The sequence below is a fragment of the Rufibacter sp. LB8 genome (assembly GCF_014876185.1).
GTDB lineage: Bacteria > Bacteroidota > Bacteroidia > Cytophagales > Hymenobacteraceae > Nibribacter.
On the sequence record NZ_JADALJ010000001.1, the window covers coordinates 3,626,646 to 3,647,280 of the forward strand.

Annotated in this window: 17 protein-coding genes; 11 read left to right on the top strand and 6 right to left on the bottom strand. The window is 51.6% G+C overall.

Going from position 1 to position 20,635, the window contains the following annotated elements; all coding sequences use genetic code 11:
• Positions 1-29: 29 nt before the first annotated feature.
• From uvrC to IMY23_RS15155, 3 genes are read right to left on the bottom strand one after another with little or no spacing between them, the layout of a single operon-like run.
• Positions 30-1,832 (bottom strand): excinuclease ABC subunit UvrC, encoded by a 1,803-nt coding sequence (uvrC, locus tag IMY23_RS15145; RefSeq protein ID WP_192822901.1) that lies wholly within the window; start codon positions 1,830-1,832, stop codon positions 30-32.
• A 12-nt stretch (positions 1,833-1,844) separates the two neighbouring features.
• Positions 1,845-4,136 carry a penicillin-binding protein 1A gene (locus tag IMY23_RS15150; RefSeq protein ID WP_192822902.1) on the bottom strand — a complete coding sequence of 764 codons (2,292 nt, stop codon included), beginning with the start codon at positions 4,134-4,136 and terminating at the stop codon, positions 1,845-1,847.
• A 1-nt stretch (position 4,137) separates the two neighbouring features.
• A complete protein-coding gene (locus tag IMY23_RS15155) occupies positions 4,138-6,720 on the bottom strand; it encodes a tetratricopeptide repeat protein (RefSeq protein WP_192822903.1) in 2,583 nt (860 codons plus the stop codon).
• A 500-nt stretch (positions 6,721-7,220) separates the two neighbouring features.
• On the opposite strand from IMY23_RS15155, the gene IMY23_RS15160 reads away from it, so the two are divergent.
• From IMY23_RS15160 to IMY23_RS15210, 11 genes are all read left to right on the top strand, one after another.
• Positions 7,221-7,460, top strand: coding sequence for an AtpZ/AtpI family protein (locus tag IMY23_RS15160; RefSeq protein WP_192822904.1), 240 nt, complete (start codon positions 7,221-7,223; stop codon positions 7,458-7,460).
• 26 nt (positions 7,461-7,486) lie between these two features.
• Entirely contained in the window at positions 7,487-7,864 is a 378-nt protein-coding gene (locus tag IMY23_RS15165; protein ID WP_225986519.1) for a hypothetical protein, read from the top strand.
• Between the two features lie 32 nt (positions 7,865-7,896).
• Positions 7,897-8,964, top strand: coding sequence for a F0F1 ATP synthase subunit A (gene atpB / locus IMY23_RS15170; RefSeq protein ID WP_192822906.1), 1,068 nt, complete (start codon positions 7,897-7,899; stop codon positions 8,962-8,964).
• Positions 8,965-9,004: 40 nt separating this feature from the next.
• Positions 9,005-9,262 carry an ATP synthase F0 subunit C gene (atpE, locus tag IMY23_RS15175; protein ID WP_066506565.1) on the top strand — a complete coding sequence of 86 codons (258 nt, stop codon included), beginning with the start codon at positions 9,005-9,007 and terminating at the stop codon, positions 9,260-9,262.
• Between the two features lie 113 nt (positions 9,263-9,375).
• Entirely contained in the window at positions 9,376-9,873 is a 498-nt protein-coding gene (locus IMY23_RS15180; RefSeq protein ID WP_192822907.1) for a F0F1 ATP synthase subunit B, read from the top strand.
• A gap of 77 nt (positions 9,874-9,950) precedes the next feature.
• Complete coding sequence (atpH, locus tag IMY23_RS15185; protein ID WP_192822908.1) at positions 9,951-10,508, top strand: ATP synthase F1 subunit delta; 558 nt, start codon at positions 9,951-9,953, stop codon at positions 10,506-10,508.
• A gap of 2 nt (positions 10,509-10,510) precedes the next feature.
• Positions 10,511-12,091, top strand: a complete 1,581-nt coding sequence (gene atpA, locus IMY23_RS15190) for a F0F1 ATP synthase subunit alpha (protein WP_192822909.1) — start codon at positions 10,511-10,513, stop codon at positions 12,089-12,091.
• A 74-nt stretch (positions 12,092-12,165) separates the two neighbouring features.
• A complete protein-coding gene (atpG, locus tag IMY23_RS15195) occupies positions 12,166-13,056 on the top strand; it encodes an ATP synthase F1 subunit gamma (RefSeq protein ID WP_192822910.1) in 891 nt (296 codons plus the stop codon).
• A gap of 198 nt (positions 13,057-13,254) precedes the next feature.
• Positions 13,255-14,922 carry an alkaline phosphatase PafA gene (pafA, locus tag IMY23_RS15200; protein WP_192822911.1) on the top strand — a complete coding sequence of 556 codons (1,668 nt, stop codon included), beginning with the start codon at positions 13,255-13,257 and terminating at the stop codon, positions 14,920-14,922.
• A 39-nt stretch (positions 14,923-14,961) separates the two neighbouring features.
• Positions 14,962-15,525 carry an inorganic diphosphatase gene (locus IMY23_RS15205; protein ID WP_192822912.1) on the top strand — a complete coding sequence of 188 codons (564 nt, stop codon included), beginning with the start codon at positions 14,962-14,964 and terminating at the stop codon, positions 15,523-15,525.
• 671 nt (positions 15,526-16,196) lie between these two features.
• On the top strand, positions 16,197-17,045 hold the full coding sequence (locus IMY23_RS15210) for a hypothetical protein (protein WP_192822913.1): 849 nt from the start codon (positions 16,197-16,199) through the stop codon (positions 17,043-17,045).
• Between the two features lie 59 nt (positions 17,046-17,104).
• On the opposite strand, the gene IMY23_RS15215 is transcribed toward IMY23_RS15210, so the two are convergent.
• The 3 genes from IMY23_RS15215 to IMY23_RS15225 all read right to left on the bottom strand — a co-directional run bounded on the left by IMY23_RS15215 (position 17,105) and on the right by IMY23_RS15225 (position 20,456).
• Complete coding sequence (locus tag IMY23_RS15215) at positions 17,105-18,613, bottom strand: NAD(P)H-hydrate dehydratase (RefSeq protein ID WP_192822914.1); 1,509 nt, start codon at positions 18,611-18,613, stop codon at positions 17,105-17,107.
• Between the two features lie 51 nt (positions 18,614-18,664).
• Entirely contained in the window at positions 18,665-19,483 is an 819-nt protein-coding gene (locus tag IMY23_RS15220) for a phosphatase PAP2 family protein (RefSeq protein WP_192822915.1), read from the bottom strand.
• 124 nt (positions 19,484-19,607) lie between these two features.
• On the bottom strand, positions 19,608-20,456 hold the full coding sequence (locus tag IMY23_RS15225; protein ID WP_192822916.1) for a phosphatase PAP2 family protein: 849 nt from the start codon (positions 20,454-20,456) through the stop codon (positions 19,608-19,610).
• Between the last annotated feature and the right edge of the window lie 179 nt (positions 20,457-20,635).

The following is a 20,635-nucleotide window of genomic DNA, read 5'->3' on the forward strand; positions in this document are numbered from 1 at the left end:
GAAATGAGCCCGAAAACGGAAAACAACCGTTATTTGCTTTGCGCGAAGTAGTTTAACAGCAGCTGGGTTTTGCTCTTGCCTACCTCCTGCTCCAATTCCTGCTGAGAGAGTTCGGCAATTTTCTTAACTGATTTGAATTTGCTCAGGAGTTTCTCAGCGGTAGCGGGCCCCAGGCCTTTAATCTCAGTGAGTTCGGTTTTAAGGGTGCCCGCGTCTCTGAGCGACCGGTGGAAGGTGATGGCGAAACGGTGCGCCTCATTGCGGAGCCTTTGAATCAGTTTCAGGGATTCTGATTTCTTGTCAATGTAAAGTGGCAGCGTATCACCGGGATAGAAGATTTCCTCCAGGCGTTTGGCAATACCCACAATGGCCACCTGCCCGTAAATACCCAGGTCTTTGAGCGCCTTCACCGCCATGCCCAATTGTCCTTTTCCGCCGTCTATAATCACCAGTTGGGGCAAAGACGCGCCTTCGTTCAGCAGCCTTTTATACCGGCGCGTCACCACTTCATACATAGAGGCGAAGTCATCTGGGCCCACCACGGTTTTGATATGGAAATGCCGGTAATCTTTCTTGGACGGCCGTGCGTTCCGGAAACAAACCATAGACGCCACCGGGTTATCGCCCTGAAAGTTGGAGTTGTCAAAGCATTCAATGTGCTTGGGCAGTTCGGTCAAACGCAGGTCTTTCTTCATGGTTTCCATGATGCGGACTTCGCTGCTGTCTTTGGACTTGTCCTGCATGCTTTCCTTCTCCTTGCGCAGGTACATGGCATTCTTCATGGAAAGGTTCAGCAACTTCCGCTTGTCGCCAATCTGGGGGACGGTGATAGTAATGCCTTCCAAGGGAAGTTCCAGGCCGTCAATGTTCACCAGAATTTCCTTTGCGGAGCTTTCGTATTCTGCCCTGAGCTGCATGATAATGCTGGCCAGAATCTCCTGGTCGGTTTCCTCCAGTTTTTTCTGCACCTCCAGTGACTGCGTGGAGATGATGGAGCCGTTCATGACCTTGAGGTAGTTCAGGAAGGCGCATTTTTCATTGGAAGTAATGGTAAACACATCAATGTTGGTAAGCGTGTGGCTCACCACGGTAGACTTAGACTGGAAGTCATCCAGCATGTCCAGCTTCAACTTGAACTGATGCGCCAATTCATACTGCATCTCCACCGCCGCCGCTGACATCTTCTCTTTGAAATAATTTTTGGCGATGCTCAGGTTCCCGGAAAGGATGCTTCTGATTTGTTGAATGTGGTGATTGTATTCAGTTTCATCATACAGATTCTCACAGGGCCCTTTGCAGTTACCTATGTGGAATTCCAGACAGACCTTGAATTTGCCGGCTTCAATGTTGGCAGGGCTCAGGTTGTAGCTGCAGGTGCGCAACGGGTACAAAGACCTAATCATTTCCAGAATGACGTACATGCTGGTCACGCTGGGGTATGGCCCGAAGTAGCGGGAGCCGTCATTGATTTTGTTGCGCGTGCTCAGGACCCGTGGGAAGCGCTCATTGGTGATGACCAGGTACGGGTATGACTTGCCGTCTTTGAGCAGGATGTTGTATTTGGGCTGATGCTGCTTGATGAGGTTGTTCTCCAGCAAAAAAGCATCGGCCTCACTGTCAACAATGGTAAACTCAATGCGCTGAATCTGCGTGATGAGCTTTTTGGTCTTCTTATTGTGCTGCGTGGATTTGTTGAAGTAGCTGCTGACCCGTTTTCTGATGTCAATGGCCTTGCCTACATAGATAATGCCTTTGTCATCATAAAACTTGTAAATGCCCGGCCTGTGCGGCAAATGCCGCAATTGTTCCTTCAAGTGTTCCGCCACCGCCATAGATCAAATTCCTTAGAAACCTTCGCCCACGTTATCTGGCAACGTGAGGGTTTGGTCTTGTTTTACGGAATCTGCCACCGTCGGGGTATTGCTACCGTTACAGTTTAAGTTGACAGACATGGGCGTGGTGGGCTTGGGAAACGGGGCCTTGGACACATTTAGGGCTTTGTCTGCGTACACTTTCTTCATGAAGATGGCGTAGATAGGCATAGCGAGTTTATTTCCCTGGCCATATGCGGCGCTCCTAAAGTGAACGCTACGATCTTCGCCGCCCACCCACACACCGGCCGCCAGGTCTGGGGTAATGCCCATGAACCACGCGTCTGAGTAGTTGGAGGTAGTTCCAGTTTTGGCCCCAATTTCGTTTTTGAGCCCGTATCTGTGACGAAGACCGTAGTAGGCCGTGCCGCCTCTAATATCAGCAGAGGCCTGCAGCATGTGCACCATGGTATACGCCGTTTCTTCGCTCAACACTTCCACCGTCTTCGGCGCGAAATCCTGTAACACGGTGCCGTTCTTGTCTTCAATACGCATCAAATATTGCGGCTCCGTCCAGGTGCCTTTGTTTACGAACGTGCCGTACGCGCCCACCATGTCATACAAGGTCACGTCACTGGAACCCAAAGCCAAGGCCGCGACAGGGTCTAGTTTTGTGGTGATGCCCAATCTTTGTGCCGTCTGTACCACGGCTTCAGGGCCCAGCTTTTTCATCAGGAACGTGGTGATGGTATTCACCGACAAAGCCAAGGCCTCGCGCAACGTATGTCGGCGGCCTGAATATTTACCGTCGCTGTTTTTGGGCGTGTAGGGAACGCCGTCTGAGTTAATGATGGTCACGGGCGCGTCCACCACTTCATAGCAAGGCGAATACCCTGCTTCAATGGCAGCCGTGTACACAAACGGTTTAAAGACCGAGCCTGGCTGACGCGCGCCTTGTTTCACGTGGTCATATTTGAAATACTTGTAATTGGTACCGCCAACCCAAGCCTTTACTTTGCCGGTGAGAGGGTCCATGGCCATAAAGCCTGCGTGCAGGTAGTGTTTGTAGTATTTCAGGGAATCCAGGGGACTCATCAAGGTATCCCGCTCGCCGCCCCACGAGAAGACCCGCATAGGAATCTTGGTTTTGAGGTGGTACTGGATGGAGTCTTCATTGCTGCCGTATTGCTCTACCAAACTCTTATAGCGGGCGGTCTGCTTAATTTTGTCTGTGATGAAGTTCTTCATCTCCCGGCCATCATCATAGGTCCAGGGGTTTCTGCCTTTCCACTGCTTGAAGAATTCCTTCTGCATCACTTTCATGTGCTGCTCCACGGCCTGTTCGGCGTGTTTCTGCATGCGGGAGTCAATGGTGGTGTAGATTTTCAGGCCATCGGCGTACAGGTCATACCCGTTTTCCTTCGCCCATTTAGAGAGTGACTTTCCAATTTCGGTTCTGAAATAAGGCGCCAGGCCTTTGTTCTGATTCTCAACGTTGAAATCCAATACGATGGGTTTGGCAGAAGCGGCGGTGTAGGTGGCATCATCAATGTACTGGTACTTACGCATCTGGTCCAGCACCGTGTTGCGGCGGTTCATAGAGCGTTCTGGTCTGGTGACCGGGCTGTAGAACGAAGGGCCTTTTAAAACCCCCACCAGCGTGGCGGCTTCAGGCAGACTTAATTGCTCTGGTTCTTTGTTGAAAAAGGTTTTAGAAGCCACCTTAATCCCGAAGGCATTGCTCCCGAAGTCCACGGTGTTTAGGTACATTAATAAAATCTCTTTCTTGGTGTAAGAGCGCTCCAGCTTAATGGACATAATCCATTCTTTGGTCTTGATGATAAGCATGCGCAAACCGGGCACACCGCTCAGCAGGCCATTGTTCAAATCATCACGGGTTCTAAAAAGGTTGCGCGCCAGCTGTTGAGTCAACGTACTGGAACCCCGGTCCTGCTTGCCGGTCAATTTGTAATACGGAACGGCCAGCGTGCCTTTGAAATCAATGCCGGAGTGGTCCTCAAACCGAATATCCTCGGTGGCTACCAGCGCGTCTACTAAGTGCTGCGGCAGTTGTTCATAGGTCACGGGGCTGCGGTTCTCCCTGAAATACTTGCCCAGCAGTTGGCCGTCTTCTGAATACACTTCAGAGGCTAGCTCACTTTTGGGGTTTTCCAGGGTCTTGAGGTCTGGCAAATCGCCGAACAGGTTCAGGAAGTTGATGCTGACCGCAAACACGTACAGCAAAAAGAACACAAACCCACCGGCAAAAAAGAGCCAAAGCCCCGAGATGATTTTCCGGAACTTAGTTTCAGGTGAAGACGACATGTTATTGGTAATTTTTTTCAAAAAAGGCGATGTACTCCTCCAGGTTCTTCAGTTGCAGCAGCAGCCTCAGGTTAGTGGCAGAGATGACAAAGGTAACAAATTTCGGGCCGTTCCCGGCGGCCAACGGAGAAGAACGCGCCGTCTGTAATTTAGCGTATTGCTGAGCGCCTTTGTAATCTGGAAACGCCTGCACCACCAGCAGACGGGTGCTGTCGGCCAACGGTTGGGTCTCTAAGGTCAGGTTCTTGCGCGGGTGGAACTTGCTGTTGTACTGCGTATATGAATTCAATAATAACCTGGTGGCGGCGGTGTCTGCGGTCTGCACAATCACAAAAGCATGCGGGGCCGTGAGGTTAGCCTGATAGCTAGGCGCCTCCAGCACCATTTCCTCTGGCCTGAGCGGCGGTTCCTCCACGGCTTTTTTGGCGAATTCCCCGCTTTCAAACTTCTGGTTCACGGTCAACAGTTCTTTGGCCTTGGGCAGCAGCGGACTTTCTTTGTACGTCTGCATGAACTGTTCCACAGCGGCTCTGAACGGCGGTCCCGGTTGGGTTCTGCCCACCACCAACACTCTGAGAAAAGCAATCTGGTCCTGGATGTCATTCTGAGGATATTTCTCAGACAGCGACGTTAGAAAGCCCAAGGCCTGCGGATAGTTCGCTTTTTCATACCGCACATAGGCAGAATCATACAGGGCGTAGGCCGCGGCATTTTCCACGGAGAAGGTGCGCAGGAAATCTGGGTTCTCAATCAGGCGGCTGTACTTGGAGGTAGGGAAACGCTCTTTCAAAATACGGGCATACGTGGCGGCCTGCTCGTTCTGCTGCATGGACTGCGCCAAGACAAACAAACTGTAATAAACTTCAGGGGCGTGTTTAGACTGCGGAAAACGCTCCAGTAACTTCAGAAAAGTCTGGGTGGCCTGCTGTGGTTCACGCAAACGCTGCTGGTAAATGTTGCCCAAGGTAAAGTAGGCTTCCTCCAAACGCTGGTTAGAGGCGGCCAGCTGCTCAGCGTTTAAGGGGATGGCGGCTAAGTATTGCTGTTGTTTTTGGGCGGCAGCCGCGGCCACGCCTGCGGTATCTGCCCCGGCGCTGGTGGCCGGACCGGCTTGCTGCCCACCGCCCAAGGCCAAGGCAGCACTGCGGCGCCAGTTGTCTTGCAACGGTCTGTCTCCCCACACGCGCAGGAAGTCATTGCGGGCATTGGCCATGACCACGGGGTTGTCAAAGTACCAGGTGCCGGCCGGGCCAGCCACGGGCGGACCAGATGCACCAGCGGCACCGGTAGTGTTTCTGGCGGTTGAGGCAGCTAGCGCAGCAGCATCGGCGGCTTCTTTCTCTTGCGTAATCTGTTGGGCTACTCTGGCGGCTCGTTCGGTGTCGCTTAAACCGGCCAGGGCCTGGAGGCTGTCTTCGGTTCTGATAATCTCCAGCTGCTGCACAAAAGCGGTGAGCACGGTTTTGCGGTCTGCTAATTCTTCATAGCCCAGCGTGGTAGGCGGAAGGATTTGCAAGGTGCTGTCATAATACGCCTGCGAGAGTTTGTACTGCTGCAGGTGGTCATAATGAATCTGCGCCGCCAGTAAATAAGAATAGGCTTTCTGATTGCGGTTGGTGGTGGAGGCTTTGGTAGATTGGCCCAGATACGTGAGCGACTCCCGGTATTCTTTCTGCCGAAGCTCCAGCTTGGCCAGGTCATAGTAAATCTTGTCCAGGTATTCTTTGTTCTTCTCGTCGCTGGCTAAGGCCAGCAGGAATTGCTCCACGCGGGCTCTGTCAGTGACGTCTTTGAGGTTGGTGACCTGGGCCTGGTTTAGTTTGGTGTAGAAGTCCAGCTCGTAGGGCGGCTTCTTTTTCAAAACCAGCGTGAACTGCTCGTAGGCTTTCTGGTCTTGGTTGGTGGCCATGTAGAGTTGCCCCAGAATAAACCTAAGTCTGGCTTCCTGGTCTTTTTTATCGGCGTACGCCACGGCCTGCTCCATGTTTTGGATAGTGGTGGGCAGGTCGTTCTGCAGGCTAGCCAGGTGCGCACGGGTCAACAACAGCTCACGGCCGTTTTCTTCGTTCATGCGCTCTTTTCTGAACAGCTCAGATACTGAGATGGCCGCGTCATAGTCTTTCTGCCGGATGTACACGCGCATCAACCAGACCAAGGCTTCATGGCGGGCGTGGCGGTCTGGGCTGGTGGTCTGCACAAACCGGAAGGTCTTGATAGCCTCAGAATCTTCGCCCAGGTAATAGCGGGCCTTGCCCACCACCACGTAGCTATCATCTACCCACCGTGACTTGGGATGCCGCGCAATGGCGAACGAGGCCCGCTTGATAGCCTCTTCCAGGTCTGGCTTGAGCGTTTTGAGAAAAGTAGTGTCTAAGGGCGGAAGAATGTCCAGCACGCGGTTGTAGTCATTGACCAGGGCGGCGTCCATCTTGGCTTCAGCCTCGCGCATTTTTTCACGGGCCAGAAAGTAGCCGTTGAACCGGGCGTTCACATTGTGGTAAAACTTGCCGAAGGGCTTGTCTGGCGCGCAGCCAGCCACCACGGCCAGTAACAGAAAATAGATAAGAAAACGTGCTCGTCTCAAGGCGTATCCAAAAAATAAGGGACCACTACTACAACTATAGGGCGCCCATTTTATTTCATTTGCGTGCTTCCATAGGAAAGATTAATATCCTTTGGTAAAAGCGCAGTAAAGCAAATTTACACTTTTTTATGCACCCGTTCGCTATGCTGGCGCACCGGCTTGTTTCTCCTTAACGCGAAATCCTGATTCAGGTGGCAGAGGAGTCCGTTTTTGGGCTCATTTTGGGAAATGAGGCCGAAAACGGAAAGTCCCAAAATGACATTGGCCAATAGTAAAGGGTACGCATGGCTTTCTGTTAACGGCTCTGCAAACGCATCAGGCTCAAGCTCGTATAGTAATAATCGGCCTTCATTTCTGCAAGGAATTTTTAAAGTTGAAGCCAGGTGGAAAGATGTATTTCCGTTTTCGGGCTCATTTTCAGAAACGAAGCCAAAAACGCACCGCAAACTTTCTGCCGTTCCTGCCGCGGCTTTCGTACCTTTGCACCCAGCTTGTACTTTATGAACCAGGAGCCCAACCAAGATAAACCATCTGCCCCGCAAGAATCTCAGGTGAAGCCGTACCTCAAGTACTCGGGGTTGGCGTTCCAGATGATTGGTATCATGGCGGTGGCGGCGCTGGGCGGGCGCAAACTGGACGCATACTTTGAGAACGAGATTCCGTGGTGGACCCTGGTCTTGCTGCTGGTGGCCGTGGTGGCGTCTATGTACAAGGTGATTGTCTCTCTGACCAAAAAATAAAAAGGAATTTGGGCTTTCTGCGCGGAATGATTTTGCTGACCGGTGGGTTGGTGGTGGTGATCAGTTTATTGGTGGGCTTTACTGGTTATGAACTGGTGCATACCTATATCTGGTACCTGCTGGGCTTCTTTATTTTCTTGACCGGGTTTGCCCATTATGTGGCCCATCTGGGGTTAAAGCATGATTCTGAGAATTTGCAGGCCTACTATTTCAGCTCCATGGGGCTGCGCATGGTCTTCTGTATAATAGTAATTTTTGTATATAGGTATTTCCATGAAGAGCACATAGTGCAATTTGTGTTCAACTTTTTCACGCTTTATTTTATCTACACTGCATTTGAAATCTACGCATTGTTAAGTAACTTGCGCCAAAATTCAAAAAAGCAAATGAGAGGGGACGAATGATGCATTTGTTCGTTTCTTTTAACCAGCTCTTAATGAAGAAGATACTCGTATTCCTGTTTGCTATTCTTACTTTTTCAGCCCAGGCGGCAGAATCTAAAGATGGTGCTGCGTTCAACCCCGGTGACATGATCATGCACCACATTGGTGATGATTATACCTGGCATTTCGCTGATGGCTTGGTGGCACCGTTGCCAGTTATATTATATGGGGAGAATGGGGTGGATGTTTTTTCGTCCAGCAACTTCTACAACGCCAACCATGAACTGCAGCCCTACAACGGCTACGTGATGAACCATGGCCACATCTATTATGCAGATGCTAACGGCCAGGCCAGAACCGTGGAAGGCAAAGCGGTAGGTCCTCTGGATTTGTCCATCACCAAGAACGTGGCGTCTATGCTGTTGAGCGTGTTGCTGATGTTCTTAGTGTTTATGTCTATTGCCGGTGCATACAAGAAAAACAGAGGCAAGGCGCCGCGCGGCATGCAGTCGTTCTTTGAGCCCATCATTGTCTTTGTGCGTGATGACATTGCTAAAACCAACATTGGCCCTAAGTACGAGCGCTACATGCCGTATTTGTTGACCGTGTTCTTCTTTATCTGGTTTAACAACCTGTTGGGCTTGATGCCCGGTGGCGCTAACTTAACCGGTAACATCACGGTGACTTTGATCTTGGCGGTATTTACGTTGTTGATTACCGTGTTCTCTGGGAACAAATCCTACTGGGGACACATCTTCAACACGCCGGGTGTTCCGTGGTGGTTGAAGTGGGGTATTCCCATCATGCCGTTGGTGGAGGTGATCGGTATTTTTACCAAGCCTTTCTCTTTGATGGTTCGTCTTTTCGCCAACATCACGGCGGGTCACATCATCATCCTGAGTTTGTTCAGCTTGATCTTTATCTTTGAAAGCGTGGCCATTAGCCCGGTGAGTGTGGCATTTGCTATCTTCATGAACTTTTTGGAGCTGTTTGTGGCTTTACTGCAAGCGTACATCTTCACCCTGCTGTCTGCCATGTATTTTGGTGGCGCGGTAGAGGAGCATGACGGTCACGGCGACCATGGCCACGGTGATGCGCCGCACACGGTAGCTGCCCATTAATTAATTTGAATTTCTTTTTTAACTATATATACCTACAATTATGTTAGCATTATTGCTTCAAGCTTTGTCAGAAGGCGCAGGTTTCGCGATTATGGGTGCCGGTATCGGTGCTGGTTTAGTTGCGCTTGGCGCTGGTCTTGGTATCGGTAGAATTGGTGGCTCTGCCATGGAATCTATTGCAAGACAGCCAGAGGCCGGTGGTAAGATCCAGACTGCAATGATCATTGCTTCTGCTCTTATTGAAGGTGTTGCCCTGTTCGGGGTGGTTGTTTGCCTTCTGATCTCTTTCATCAAGTAAGATGATTTTTATGGCTCCCGTCCTGACGATTGGTCTGGACGGGAGTTGTAATGAAAGCCAAGTAGTATATTGAGTTAATAAGAAGTTTCTTCCCAAGACTTTAACTGAAAGAAATGAATCCATTAGTAACGCCAAATATTGGACTACTTATCTGGCAGACCATCACCTTTTTGGTGGTGCTTTTCCTGTTATCAAAGTTCGCCTGGAAACCCATTATGGCTGCCCTGCGTGAGCGCGAAAGCAACATTGACGCCGCTCTGAGCATGGCCGAAAAAGCCAAACTGGAGATGCAGTCTCTGAAAGCCGACAACGAGCGTCTTTTAAATGAAGCCCGTGCTGAGCGTGAGCGCATCTTGAAAGAAGCCACTGAGTCTGCCAACCATTTATTGGAAGCAGCCCGCACTAAAGCTACTGAAGAAGGTCAGCGCCTGGTTGAAAACGCCCGCGTTTCTATTGAGAACGAGAAGAAAGCTGCTCTTACAGAAGTAAGAAACGTAGCCGCCAACTTGTCTATTGAGATAGCTGAGAAATTGATCAGACGTGAGTTGCAGGATCAAACCGCGCAACGTGCGTTGGTACAGAGCTACCTGCAGGAAGCCAATTTAGGCTAAACCCTAAGAACCGGCGTGTTGCTTCCCGCCACTAGAGAAAAGGAAGTATCCTCGTTCAACCCACGCAAGAGAAAGAAATGTCAGACGAAAGAGTTGCCTCCAGGTACGCAAAGTCTCTGCTAGAATTGGCCCAGGAGCAAGGTTCTCTGGAGAAAGTGTACGCAGACATGCGTTCCTTCACCAAAGTCCTGAATGAAAGCCGTGACTTCCAACTGGCCCTGCGCAACCCTATTATAAAGCATGACAAGAAGCTGGCCATCCTGACCGCCGTTTTTGGCGCAAGCATGACTCCGCTCACCATGGCTTTTTTCAAAATCATCACCCAGAAAAACCGTGAGGCTGTTCTGGAGTCTGTAGCAACTGAGTTTGTAAAACAATACAACTTAATCAGTGGCATACAGAAAGCAACCGTGACCACGGCTGCCCCGCTGACAGATGACTTGCGTGCCACGTTCCAGCAAATGGTAGTGGACCGTACCGGTAGCAAAGTAGAGCTGACAGAAGTGGTGAACCCAGAAGTAGTTGGGGGTTATGTGCTGCGCATTGGTGACCAACAAATAGACAATACTATCAAAACCAGCGTGCAGAAATTGAGAAACAAGTTTAAAGAAAATCCATACATTACTAAACTATAATCATGGCAGAAGTTAGACCTGATGAAGTATCAGCGATTTTAAGAGAACAGCTGTCAAACTTCAGAACCGAAGCTGAACTGGAAGAAGTTGGTACGGTGCTGCAAGTGGGTGACGGTGTTGCTCGTATCTACGGCTTATCTAAGGCGCAGTCTGGTGAGTTGTTAGAGTTCGAAAATGGTCTGCAAGCCCTTGTTCTTAACTTAGAGGAAGACAATGTGGGTGCGGTATTGTTGGGTGACTGGTCCGACGTTAAAGAAGGCGACACCGTAAAGAAAACAAATAAAATTGCCTCTGTAAAAGTAGGTGATGGCATGGTAGGCCGTGTGGTAAACACCCTGGGCCACCCTATAGATGGCAAAGGTCCTTTGACCGGCGAACTCTATGAAATGCCCATTGAAAGAAAAGCACCCGGTGTTATTTACCGCCAGCCGGTAAACGAACCAATGCAAACCGGTATCAAAGCCATTGACTCTATGATTCCAATTGGCCGTGGCCAGCGGGAATTGATCATTGGTGACCGCCAGACAGGTAAATCTGCTGTGGCTATTGACACCATCATCAACCAAGGTGAATTCTTTGACCGTGGTGAGCCTGTATTCTGTATCTATGTTGCGGTTGGCCAGAAGGCTTCTACCGTGGCGCAGATTGTGAATGCCTTGGAGTCTGCCGGTGCCATGCGTTACACTGTGGTGGTAGCTGCTCCAGCTGCTGACCCTGCTCCTCTTCAATTCTACGCACCCTTTACCGGTGCTGCTATTGGTGAGTTCTTCCGTGACACCGGTCGTCCTGCACTGGTAGTTTATGATGACTTGTCTAAGCAAGCAGTAGCGTACCGTGAAGTGTCTTTGTTGCTTCGTCGTCCTCCAGGACGTGAGGCTTACCCAGGTGACGTATTCTATCTTCACTCCCGTTTGTTGGAGCGTGCGGCTAAAATCAACGCTTCTGACGAGATTGCGCGTGACATGAACGATTTGCCGGAGTCTATCAAGCATTTGGTGAAAGGTGGTGGTTCTTTGACCGCGCTTCCTATCATTGAGACGCAGGCCGGTGACGTTTCTGCCTATATCCCAACCAACGTGATTTCTATCACAGACGGTCAGATCTTCTTGGAAACCAACTTGTTCAACTCTGGTATCCGTCCGGCTATCAACGTAGGTATCTCGGTATCTAGGGTAGGTGGTAACGCCCAGATCAAGTCAATGAAGAAAGTGGCTGGTACGCTCAAGCTGGACCAGGCGCAGTTCCGTGAATTGGAAGCTTTCGCTAAGTTTGGTTCTGACCTAGATGCCTCTACCAAATTGACCATTGAGCGTGGCCGCAGAAACCTGGAAGTGTTGAAGCAAGCCCAGTTCTCGCCGGTAGCGGTAGAGGACCAGGTAGCCATGATCTACTGCTGTACCAACGGTCTGATTGATGATGTGCCGGTAAACGAAGTGCGTACGTTTGAGAAAGACTTCTTGATGACCTTGAACGCGCAGCACCGTCCGGTATTGGATTCTTTGAGAGCCGGTAAGATTGATGATACCGTAACAGGTACGTTGAAAGAAGTAGCGCGCGATTTGACTGCGAGATACCGTAACTAATTTAACTTAACAGGAGAAGCGCGCCGGAGATTTCTGGTGCGCTTCTTTCTCTGTTTATACGTGACTGAAACTGAATGGCAAGTTTAAAAGAAGTACGTAACCGTATTGTTTCTGTAGGTTCAACGCAGCAGATCACCAAAGCCATGAAAATGGTGGCGGCGGCCAAGTTGCGCCGGGCCCAGGATAATATTCTGCGCATGCGTCCGTATGCCCAGCGCCTGAATAACATTCTCACCAACCTTTCCAACGTGGAAGGCGAAGCTGGCCAGAATGTGTATTCTCAGAAGCGCGACGTGCAGCGGGTGTTGATCATTGCCGTAACCTCAGACCGCGGTCTGTGCGGCGCGTTCAACAGCAACGTGATGAAGGCAGTCAACATTTTGATAGCTGAGCGTTACAGCGCCCAGGCCGCCGCCGGCAACGTGGAGATCATGGCTATTGGCAAAAAAGGCCACGAGTTCTTCAACAAGCGCAGTTTCCCAATGGCCGGTGACTATACCACTGTCTTCGGGAATCTGTCTTTTGACCGCGTGCGCGTAGCCGCCGAGCAAGCCATGGACGGCTTCAGAACCGGTTTGTATGATCAGGTAGACTTGGTGTACAACGAGTTCAAGAACGTGGCCACCCAGTTTGTGCGCACTGAGCAATTCCTGCCTATTCAGGAAAGCGAACTAGATGCTAACGCCACGCAAGTAGAGTCTGACTATATCTTTGAGCCGTCTAAGCAGGAGATTCTGGAGCAATTGATTCCTAAATCGTTGAAGATTCAGGTGTACAAGGCCGTGTTGGAATCCAATGCCTCTGAGCACGGTGCCCGGATGACCGCCATGGACAAGGCCACCGAAAACGCCGGTGAACTGTTGAAACAACTGAAACTGACCTATAACCGAACGCGGCAGGCCGCCATTACCACTGAGATCCTTGAGATTGTGGGTGGTGCCGAGGCGCTTGCAGCCAGCAGATAAGTTTCAAACATTATCCTTTCATGCAAACGCCCATTGGAAAATGGGCGTTTGCTGTTTACAGGCGTTGGTATTACGCCAACATTAAATTTGCCGCGCTTGCTCTAAATGTGCGGGGCAACTACCATATGCTGATATCTTTACGTTTTCGGCTTCATTTCCAGAAATGACCCCGAAAACGGTTATCAGAAATTCATAAACATGGGAAAACAGTCCATACGCTTTTGGTTCTTGCTTTTGCTGGCGCTTTGCACGAGCACCTCGGTGTTCGCGCAGAAGAAAAAGAAGAAGAACGCGGCCCCAGATAAACCGAAGCTAGTGATTGGGATTGTGGTGGACCAGATGCGCTATGATTACCTCTACCGCTACTGGGGCAAGTACTCTAACAACGGGTTCAAGCGGTTAATCAACGAAGGCTTCAACTTTCGGAACAACCATTACAATTACGTTCCTACTTATACAGGTCCGGGCCATGCGTCTATCTACACTGGCACCACGCCCGCCATACACGGTATTGTGGGCAATGACTGGTACAACCGTGCCACCGGCCGCAACATCTATTGTTCTGAGGATAAGTCCGTGAAAACCGTGGGCAGTACCTCCAAAGCCGGGGAAATGTCGCCGGTGAACATGTTGAGTACTACCATCACAGATGAACTCAAACTAGCCACCAACCAGAAAAGCAAAGTCATTGGCCTGAGCTTGAAAGACAGAGGTTCTATTCTTCCGGCGGGGCATTCGGCGAATGCGGCATATTGGTATGACGGCGCCAACGGCGCCATGATCACCAGCACCTATTACATGCAGGAACTTCCGGCGTGGGTACAGGCGTTCAACGCCCGCAGGCTGCCTGAACAGTATACCAGCCAACCCTGGAACACGCTGTTGCCCATAGACCAATACACGCAGAGCACCGCAGATGACCAACGCCACGAAGGTGTTTTTTCGGGCGAAGCCAAGCCTATTTTTCCGCACAACATTCCCGCCTACCGCGGCAAGACGTTTGACATTCTCAGATCCATTCCCGCCGGAAACACCTATACCAAGGATTTCGCCATTGAGGCCATTAAAGCCGAGAGCCTGGGCAAAGGCGAAGTCACCGATTTTCTGGCCGTCAGTTTCTCAACGCCAGATTATGTGGGGCACCAGTTCGGGCCGAACGCCATTGAGGTGGAAGACCTATATTTGCGCCTTGATTTGGAATTGGCTGATTTTCTGAAATTTTTGGATGGTCATTTAGGCAAACAGAACGTATTGATATTCCTGACCGCTGACCACGGCGCCGCGCAAAATCCGCAGTACATGAAAAGCCTGCGCATTCCGGCCGGCAATTCCAACAATGCGGTCATGACAGATTCGCTCAAAAAGCACCTGAACAGCAAGTTTGGGACGGCAGACTGGGTGAGCAGTTTCATGAACCAGCAGGTGTACCTGAACCACGCGGTGGTGGAAAGTAAGAAGGCCAACCTCACCGAAATACAGGAAGAGGTAGCAAGGTTCATGCAACGGTTCCCGGGCGTGTTGCGGTCTTTCACCGCAGATGCCTTGATGAAGTCGCACTGGACGCGCGGCTTGGGCATGCTGATGGAGAATGGTTATATGCCGTACCGGTCAGGAGACGTGTTAGTGGCGTTTCAGCCGGGCTGGTATGAGAACTGGGGCCGAACCGAGGCCAAAGGCACTACGCACGGCAGTTCGTGGACCTATGACACGCACATACCGCTGCTGTGGTACGGCTGGCAGATTCCGGCGGGCGAGTCAACGGTAAGAACAGAGATTATAGACATAGCGCCCAGTTTGGCGGCGTGGCTGCGCATTCAGGAGCCCAACGGAACCATCGGGCGCGCCTTGTTAGAACACATGCGGTAAAATATAAACCGCTTAAAAGTAGAATAGAGAAAAGTAGATATGTTAGAAACAACAAAAAAGAGTGCCTTCAACCCCTGGCACGATGTAGAGTACGGCGACAACGCCCCCGCCGTGGTAACCGGTATCATTGAGATTCCCAAAGGCTCCAAAGCCAAATATGAGTTAGACAAAGACAGCGGCATGCTGAAACTGGACCGCGTGTTGTTTTCGGCGGTGCATTACCCGGCCAACTACGGGTTCATTCCGCAGACCTATTGTGATGACAAAGATCCCCTGGATATTCTGGTGCTTTGCTCTATTGACGTGGCGCCCATGTGCCTGATTGATGCCAAAGTGATTGGCGTGATGCAGATGATTGACAACAACGAAGAAGATGACAAGATCATCGCCGTGGCGGCCAATGATATGTCTGTGAAACACTTCAATGACATCTCTGAGTTACCCCCGCACACCTTGCTGGAGATTCAGCGTTTCTTTGAGGACTACAAGAAACTGGAGAACAAGGAAGTGATTGTAGAGAATTTCCTGGGCCGCGAAGATGCCTACAAGATCATCCAGCAGAGCATTGAGCTCTACAACACCACGTTCAGAGAGAACAACTAAGCAAAAAAGCTTTTAAGTAAAGCGCTGCTTTCCAAAAAAGGAGAGCAGCGCTTTTTTATTTCAGACGAAATGCAAATCCGTTTTTGGGCTCAATTCTGGAAATGAGACCGAAAACGGATTCAAGTTTTATCCGCTCCATTCACTTTTGAATTCTATTTCCTCTACGCCTTTCGTCCCGCTTTGAAGGCCCGGGATGATCTACACCTGCTGAAGTTTCTTTTTGCAGAAAGTCACGGAAGTAAATCCACGCCATAGTGTGCGCGTTTCTGATTTTGTAGGGGCTTATGGCATACGCCCTGACGCATACCAAATAAGGCATTGTGTATTTGTTCCTTCCAAGGAAGATAGAGAAATAACAAGTCCACGGCATTTGGCGAAGGCAATTCGCCCCTGCAAAATCAACCAAGCGGTATCATCCTGGGCCTGTAAAGGGAGACGAAAGGCGGGAATCATGTTTCCGTTTTTGGCTTCGTTTCCAGAAATGAGCCCGAAAACGGGAAACTGGATTCGGTCCCAGACGAGAAATGTACCCAAGAACCCGGAGGCGCTTTGAAAAAGAAGCAAAAGCCTCTGCTCCAAACAGGCAAATAAAACCGCGTGCGCGTGGCACCTTTCAGGTTAGAACGCGTACATTGCCTTGCCACCAGCCACCCACCCCAACCGCAGGAACCATGAGGGTCGCCCTTAACTTTCTGGACGCAATTCTGTTCAGCAACTTCTTTATCTCTGTCTGTGCCGTGGCGCTGGCCTGGGAAACCTACCTGCTCAAAGACATGCCCATTTCGCTGCGGCTGGGCGGCATCATTTTCTTCGCGACGCTTTTCATTTACAACGTAGACAGCCTGCTGCCTTACAAGTTCAACCAAGATGTGCCCGCCACGCCGCGTATTGCCTGGGTGCAGCGCAACCGTTTGGTGCTCATTACGCTCTGCCTCATAAGCGTGCTATGCACGCTGTATCTGTACTATACAGCCCTTTTTGAACTCAATTTCTGGTTTCTGCTGCATTTGGTGGTGGTGGCCGGGCTTTACTCCATACCTGTAGTGCCGGAGCGCGAACGGTTTATCCCGCTCCGCGATATTCCGCTGCTCAAGGTGTTTCTCATTGCCTACGTCTGGACCGCGGTGACCGTGCAATTACCCCAGATGGAAGCCGGCAGCAACATCTTTTCGGCAGACAGCATGGTGCTGTTTGCGCGGAGGTTTCTGTTCATCTTCGCGCTCACGCTCACCTTTGACATACGGGACCTCTACAAAGACAAACTCACCGGCACGCTCACCTTTCCCGGCAAATGGGGCGTGCCCACCACCAAGTACCTGGCCCTGCTGGCCTTGTTGCTGTATGCCATCTTACTACCCGGAAGCGTGGACACCAACGTACGCCTTGCTTTGGGGCTGGCCGCCTTGTCGGCGGGGCTGGTTATCTGGTTTGCCCATGAATATCGGTCGCGCTACTACTTTTTGATTCTCGCCGATGGCATGATGCTCTTGCAGTTTCTGCTGGTTTGGTGGCTGGCTTAGAATTTTTCCGTTTTCGGGCTCATTTCCAGAAATGAGGGCAAAAACGGAAAAGTAGAGCGTTAGGCAGACAAGGTTTTGAAGGCTGGCCCCAGAAATTTGGGGAGGTCAGAGGCAATCAAAGATTCCTGTCTTTCTTGGGCGGCTACTGCCAAATCTCCGGCCAGGCCATGCAGGTACACCCCTAACTGGCAGGTTTCCAGCGGGCTATAACCCTGCGCTCTCAGGGCGGTCAAGATGCCGGTGAGTACATCGCCGGAGCCGCCGGTAGCCATGCCGGGGTTGCCGATGCTGTTGAAATACAAGGTGCCTTCTGGGGTGCCAATGCAGGAATGCGCGCCTTTCAAGACCACGTAGCAGGCATGTTCGGCGCAGAAGTTTTTCAGCAACTCCAACCTATGGAAATCATCTTTTGCCGGGCCTGCCAGGCGTTCAAATTCTTTTAGATGGGGCGTGAGAATGCTGTGGTGGGGCAGTGTTCTAAGAAGGGCGCGGTCATGGGCCAGCAGGTTGAGGGCATCGGCGTCTAAAACCAGGGGCGGCAAGGCGCTTCTGAACAATGCCTCCAGGGCCAGCCGCGTGTCTTCGGCCTGCCCCAGGCCCGGGCCAATGCCAATACATTGGTATTGGGAAACAGTTGCCGGAAACGTGGAGATGTGGTGCTCATGGAGGTCGGTGAGGGTCATGGCTTCGGGTACTGCGGTCTGCAGAATGGTGTAACCGGCCGCCGGCACCTGCGCGGTGAGCAAGCCTACGCCCGCCCGCAGCGCCGCCTGAGCCGCCAGCAGAATGGCGCCCATCTTGCCGTAACTTCCGCCTACCAGAAGCGCGTGGCCAAAGGTGCCTTTGTGCGCATATTTTTGCCGGTGCCGGTACAGGTGCTGTATGACTTCCTTGGTGAGAAATTGGTGCGGCGTTTCAACGGTTGCCAGAAAATCGGGGTGCAGCCCAATGGGCAAGACATGCCATTCACCTACATACGGGCCCGATTTCGGAAGCAGAAAAGCCAGTTTTGGAGTTTCAAACGTGAGCGTGACGGTTGCCTGAACAACTGAGAATTCCTCGGGCGTAGGCGCGTCTGCCAGTAACCCAGAAGGCACATCAATAGAAAGTATGTTAGCGGCGTTCTCATTCAGCCAATGAACCAGTTCTGCATAAAGCCCCTGGAGCGGTCTGGACAAACCCGAACCAAACAACGCATCCAATACCAGGGCATTTGGCGGGAGAGCTGGTAAATCTTCAGATGTAATTAAGGTGTGCGTGGGAATTTCCTGGGGAAGGCGAGTGAGGTTTTGGGTAAAATCTGCGGATCTGTTTTGCGCGGGGTCTGGCAAGAACACTTGCACGTCATAGCCTTCATGGTGCAGTAACCTGGCCACCGCCAATCCATCGCCGCCGTTGTTGCCGGGGCCGCAGAAAACTACTACGGGTTGGGCCGGGGAGAAACGTGCGGTGATCCAGCCTTTTACCGCCCCAGAGGCCCGTTCCATCAGGTCCAGAGACGAAACGGGTTCCTGGGCAATAGTGAAAGCGTCTGCCGAACGGGTCTGTTGGGTGGTCAGGATTTTCATGGGCTGCGGTGTTAAGCCGTGGTTGGTCTCAAAACAGCAACAAACTAAAAGCTAGAACTGCAGCGCGAAGCCCATGCCTAGGTCGCCGTTAGGCAGCACGGTGGGCGCAATGGTGGCGTTCAGGCCTTTGTCTTTGACGAATTTGTCATGCAGAAAGTACACCGTGTTCACCGACAGAATGCCCATGCCGGCCCCCGCCAGCACATCTGAGAGCCAGTGCTCATTGTTCAAAATGCGCATGGCGCCCGTGGCAGAGGCAATGGTGTAACTGCCCACGCTAATCCAAGGGCTTTTCGCTCTGAATTCTTTGTCTACCACCGTGGCAATAGTGAACGCGTAGGCCGTGTGGCCCGATGGGAATGCGCGGGGCAAGCCGTTGGGGCGCTCCTGCTTGGTCAAGACTTTGGTGGGGTACACCATGGCGGTGGTCAGCAAGCCCGAGGCCAGCACCAGACCCGTTTGCCGCCTGATGTCATGTTTGTTCTGGGAGGAGAACAGGTTAAAGCTGTACAGGCCCACAATGGGCACAAAAAACAGGTAGTCGTCTAGGGTGGTGCTGAAATTGGGGAAGTTGCGGCGGGCATCATCACGGGCATCATAACTGCTGTAGAAGCCGTTGTCTTTGATGGTGGAGATACCGGCGGCAATCAAGACCACAGACGGCAGCACGGCCCGTTTCAGGAAGCGGCCGGTTTTGGGGGCGGCTTCTGCCGGGGCCTGGGCAAACGCCACGGGCCTGTCTAGGGATGCCAGCAACAGCACCGTTCCAGTTGAATCTGACGGTACTACTGCCTGGGCGGCCGCCCCCGCGGGGGACAGCAAAAGCCACATGAGCGGCAGGGCAAATAATTTCCTTAAGTTCAAAGCCATGAGTAGGTAGGTGCAACTATAAAAGCAGAGCCTAATATCAGGTTAATCTTTGAGTTTAGCAGAATTACTTCCGTTTTGGGGCTCATTTCTGGAAATGAGCCCCAAAACGGAAATAAGAGCGTAGCTAGTTGAGATGGAAAACCAGGCCCACGCCCGGCGACCCGTTGAACATGACAGTAGGCACCACATCGGCGCGCCAGTCTTTGTTGAGGCCTTTGTTCTTGAACCAGCGGTCATGCGCCAGGTACACCAAATTGGTGGAGAGAATACCCACGCCGGCGCCAGCCAATACATCTGAGAACCAGTGGGCGTCATTGAGCACGCGCATCATGCCGGTGGTACCGGCGGCGGTGTAGCTGGCAATGCCAATCCATTTGCTTTTGCCCTTGAACTCGCGGCTCACCATGGTGGCAATCACAAAGGCGTAAGTGGTGTGGCCAGACGGAAAGGAATAATCGTTTTCACCGTTTGGCCTGGGAACGTTGGTGGCTTGCTTGAGCGGCCACAGCATGGCAGAAGCCACTGCCGAAGAAGCCACCAAAAGCCCCACTTGCCGGGTCACGTTGTGCTGGTTCTGTGACGAGAAAATGTCCAAGGCTACCAAGCCCACCGTGGGCGCGAAAATGAGGAAGTCATCTATGTCTGATTTGAAGTTGGGGAACGCCTTCGTCCTTAAGTCATAGCGCACGTCATGCCGGTCATAGAGGCCGTTGTCAATCATAAGCAAACCAGCTCCAATGAAGATAGCCGGGGCAATGAGGCGTTTCCGGAGGGCGCCTTTCTGCAGGGCCGGGTCAAGCGTAACTACTGGCACACCAGCCTTGGTGGTGTCTGCCAATTGCGTGGTAGTGAGGGTATCTGTGGTCACCTGGGCTAGGGCCGACGGGGCGGGCAGCAAGGCCAGCCACAGACAGGGAATAAGGGTGATGCTCCGCAGGGACCTGGAGAGGCGGGAGGTAAGATTTTTTTTCATAGCAAGCGTGGTCTGGTGAGAAGAACTTACGATTGTACGCGCTTTTACCTGACTAGTTTACAAGTGCCCGTTTTCAGCAAATTCCGCTGGAGTTTCTAACTGCCCAACGTACTTAAAGGTTTTGACCTTGGCCCGCAAAAAATAAAATCCTGATTACTGCTTAAACGCAAAAGAAGGGC

Coding starts and splice junctions, on each gene's coding strand:
- uvrC (WP_192822901.1), bottom strand. CDS start 1,832: ATGGCGGTGGCGGAACACTTGAAGGAACAATTGCGGCATTTGCCGCAC.
- atpA (WP_192822909.1), top strand. CDS start 10,511: ATGGCAGAAGTTAGACCTGATGAAGTATCAGCGATTTTAAGAGAACAG.
- IMY23_RS15215 (WP_192822914.1), bottom strand. CDS start 18,613: ATGAAAATCCTGACCACCCAACAGACCCGTTCGGCAGACGCTTTCACT.
- atpE (WP_066506565.1), top strand. CDS start 9,005: ATGTTAGCATTATTGCTTCAAGCTTTGTCAGAAGGCGCAGGTTTCGCG.
- IMY23_RS15160 (WP_192822904.1), top strand. CDS start 7,221: ATGAACCAGGAGCCCAACCAAGATAAACCATCTGCCCCGCAAGAATCT.
- atpB (WP_192822906.1), top strand. CDS start 7,897: ATGAAGAAGATACTCGTATTCCTGTTTGCTATTCTTACTTTTTCAGCC.
- IMY23_RS15180 (WP_192822907.1), top strand. CDS start 9,376: ATGAATCCATTAGTAACGCCAAATATTGGACTACTTATCTGGCAGACC.
- IMY23_RS15165 (WP_225986519.1), top strand. CDS start 7,487: ATGATTTTGCTGACCGGTGGGTTGGTGGTGGTGATCAGTTTATTGGTG.
- atpG (WP_192822910.1), top strand. CDS start 12,166: ATGGCAAGTTTAAAAGAAGTACGTAACCGTATTGTTTCTGTAGGTTCA.
- atpH (WP_192822908.1), top strand. CDS start 9,951: ATGTCAGACGAAAGAGTTGCCTCCAGGTACGCAAAGTCTCTGCTAGAA.
- IMY23_RS15205 (WP_192822912.1), top strand. CDS start 14,962: ATGTTAGAAACAACAAAAAAGAGTGCCTTCAACCCCTGGCACGATGTA.
- IMY23_RS15210 (WP_192822913.1), top strand. CDS start 16,197: ATGAGGGTCGCCCTTAACTTTCTGGACGCAATTCTGTTCAGCAACTTC.
- IMY23_RS15225 (WP_192822916.1), bottom strand. CDS start 20,456: ATGAAAAAAAATCTTACCTCCCGCCTCTCCAGGTCCCTGCGGAGCATC.
- pafA (WP_192822911.1), top strand. CDS start 13,255: ATGGGAAAACAGTCCATACGCTTTTGGTTCTTGCTTTTGCTGGCGCTT.
- IMY23_RS15220 (WP_192822915.1), bottom strand. CDS start 19,483: ATGGCTTTGAACTTAAGGAAATTATTTGCCCTGCCGCTCATGTGGCTT.
- IMY23_RS15150 (WP_192822902.1), bottom strand. CDS start 4,136: ATGTCGTCTTCACCTGAAACTAAGTTCCGGAAAATCATCTCGGGGCTT.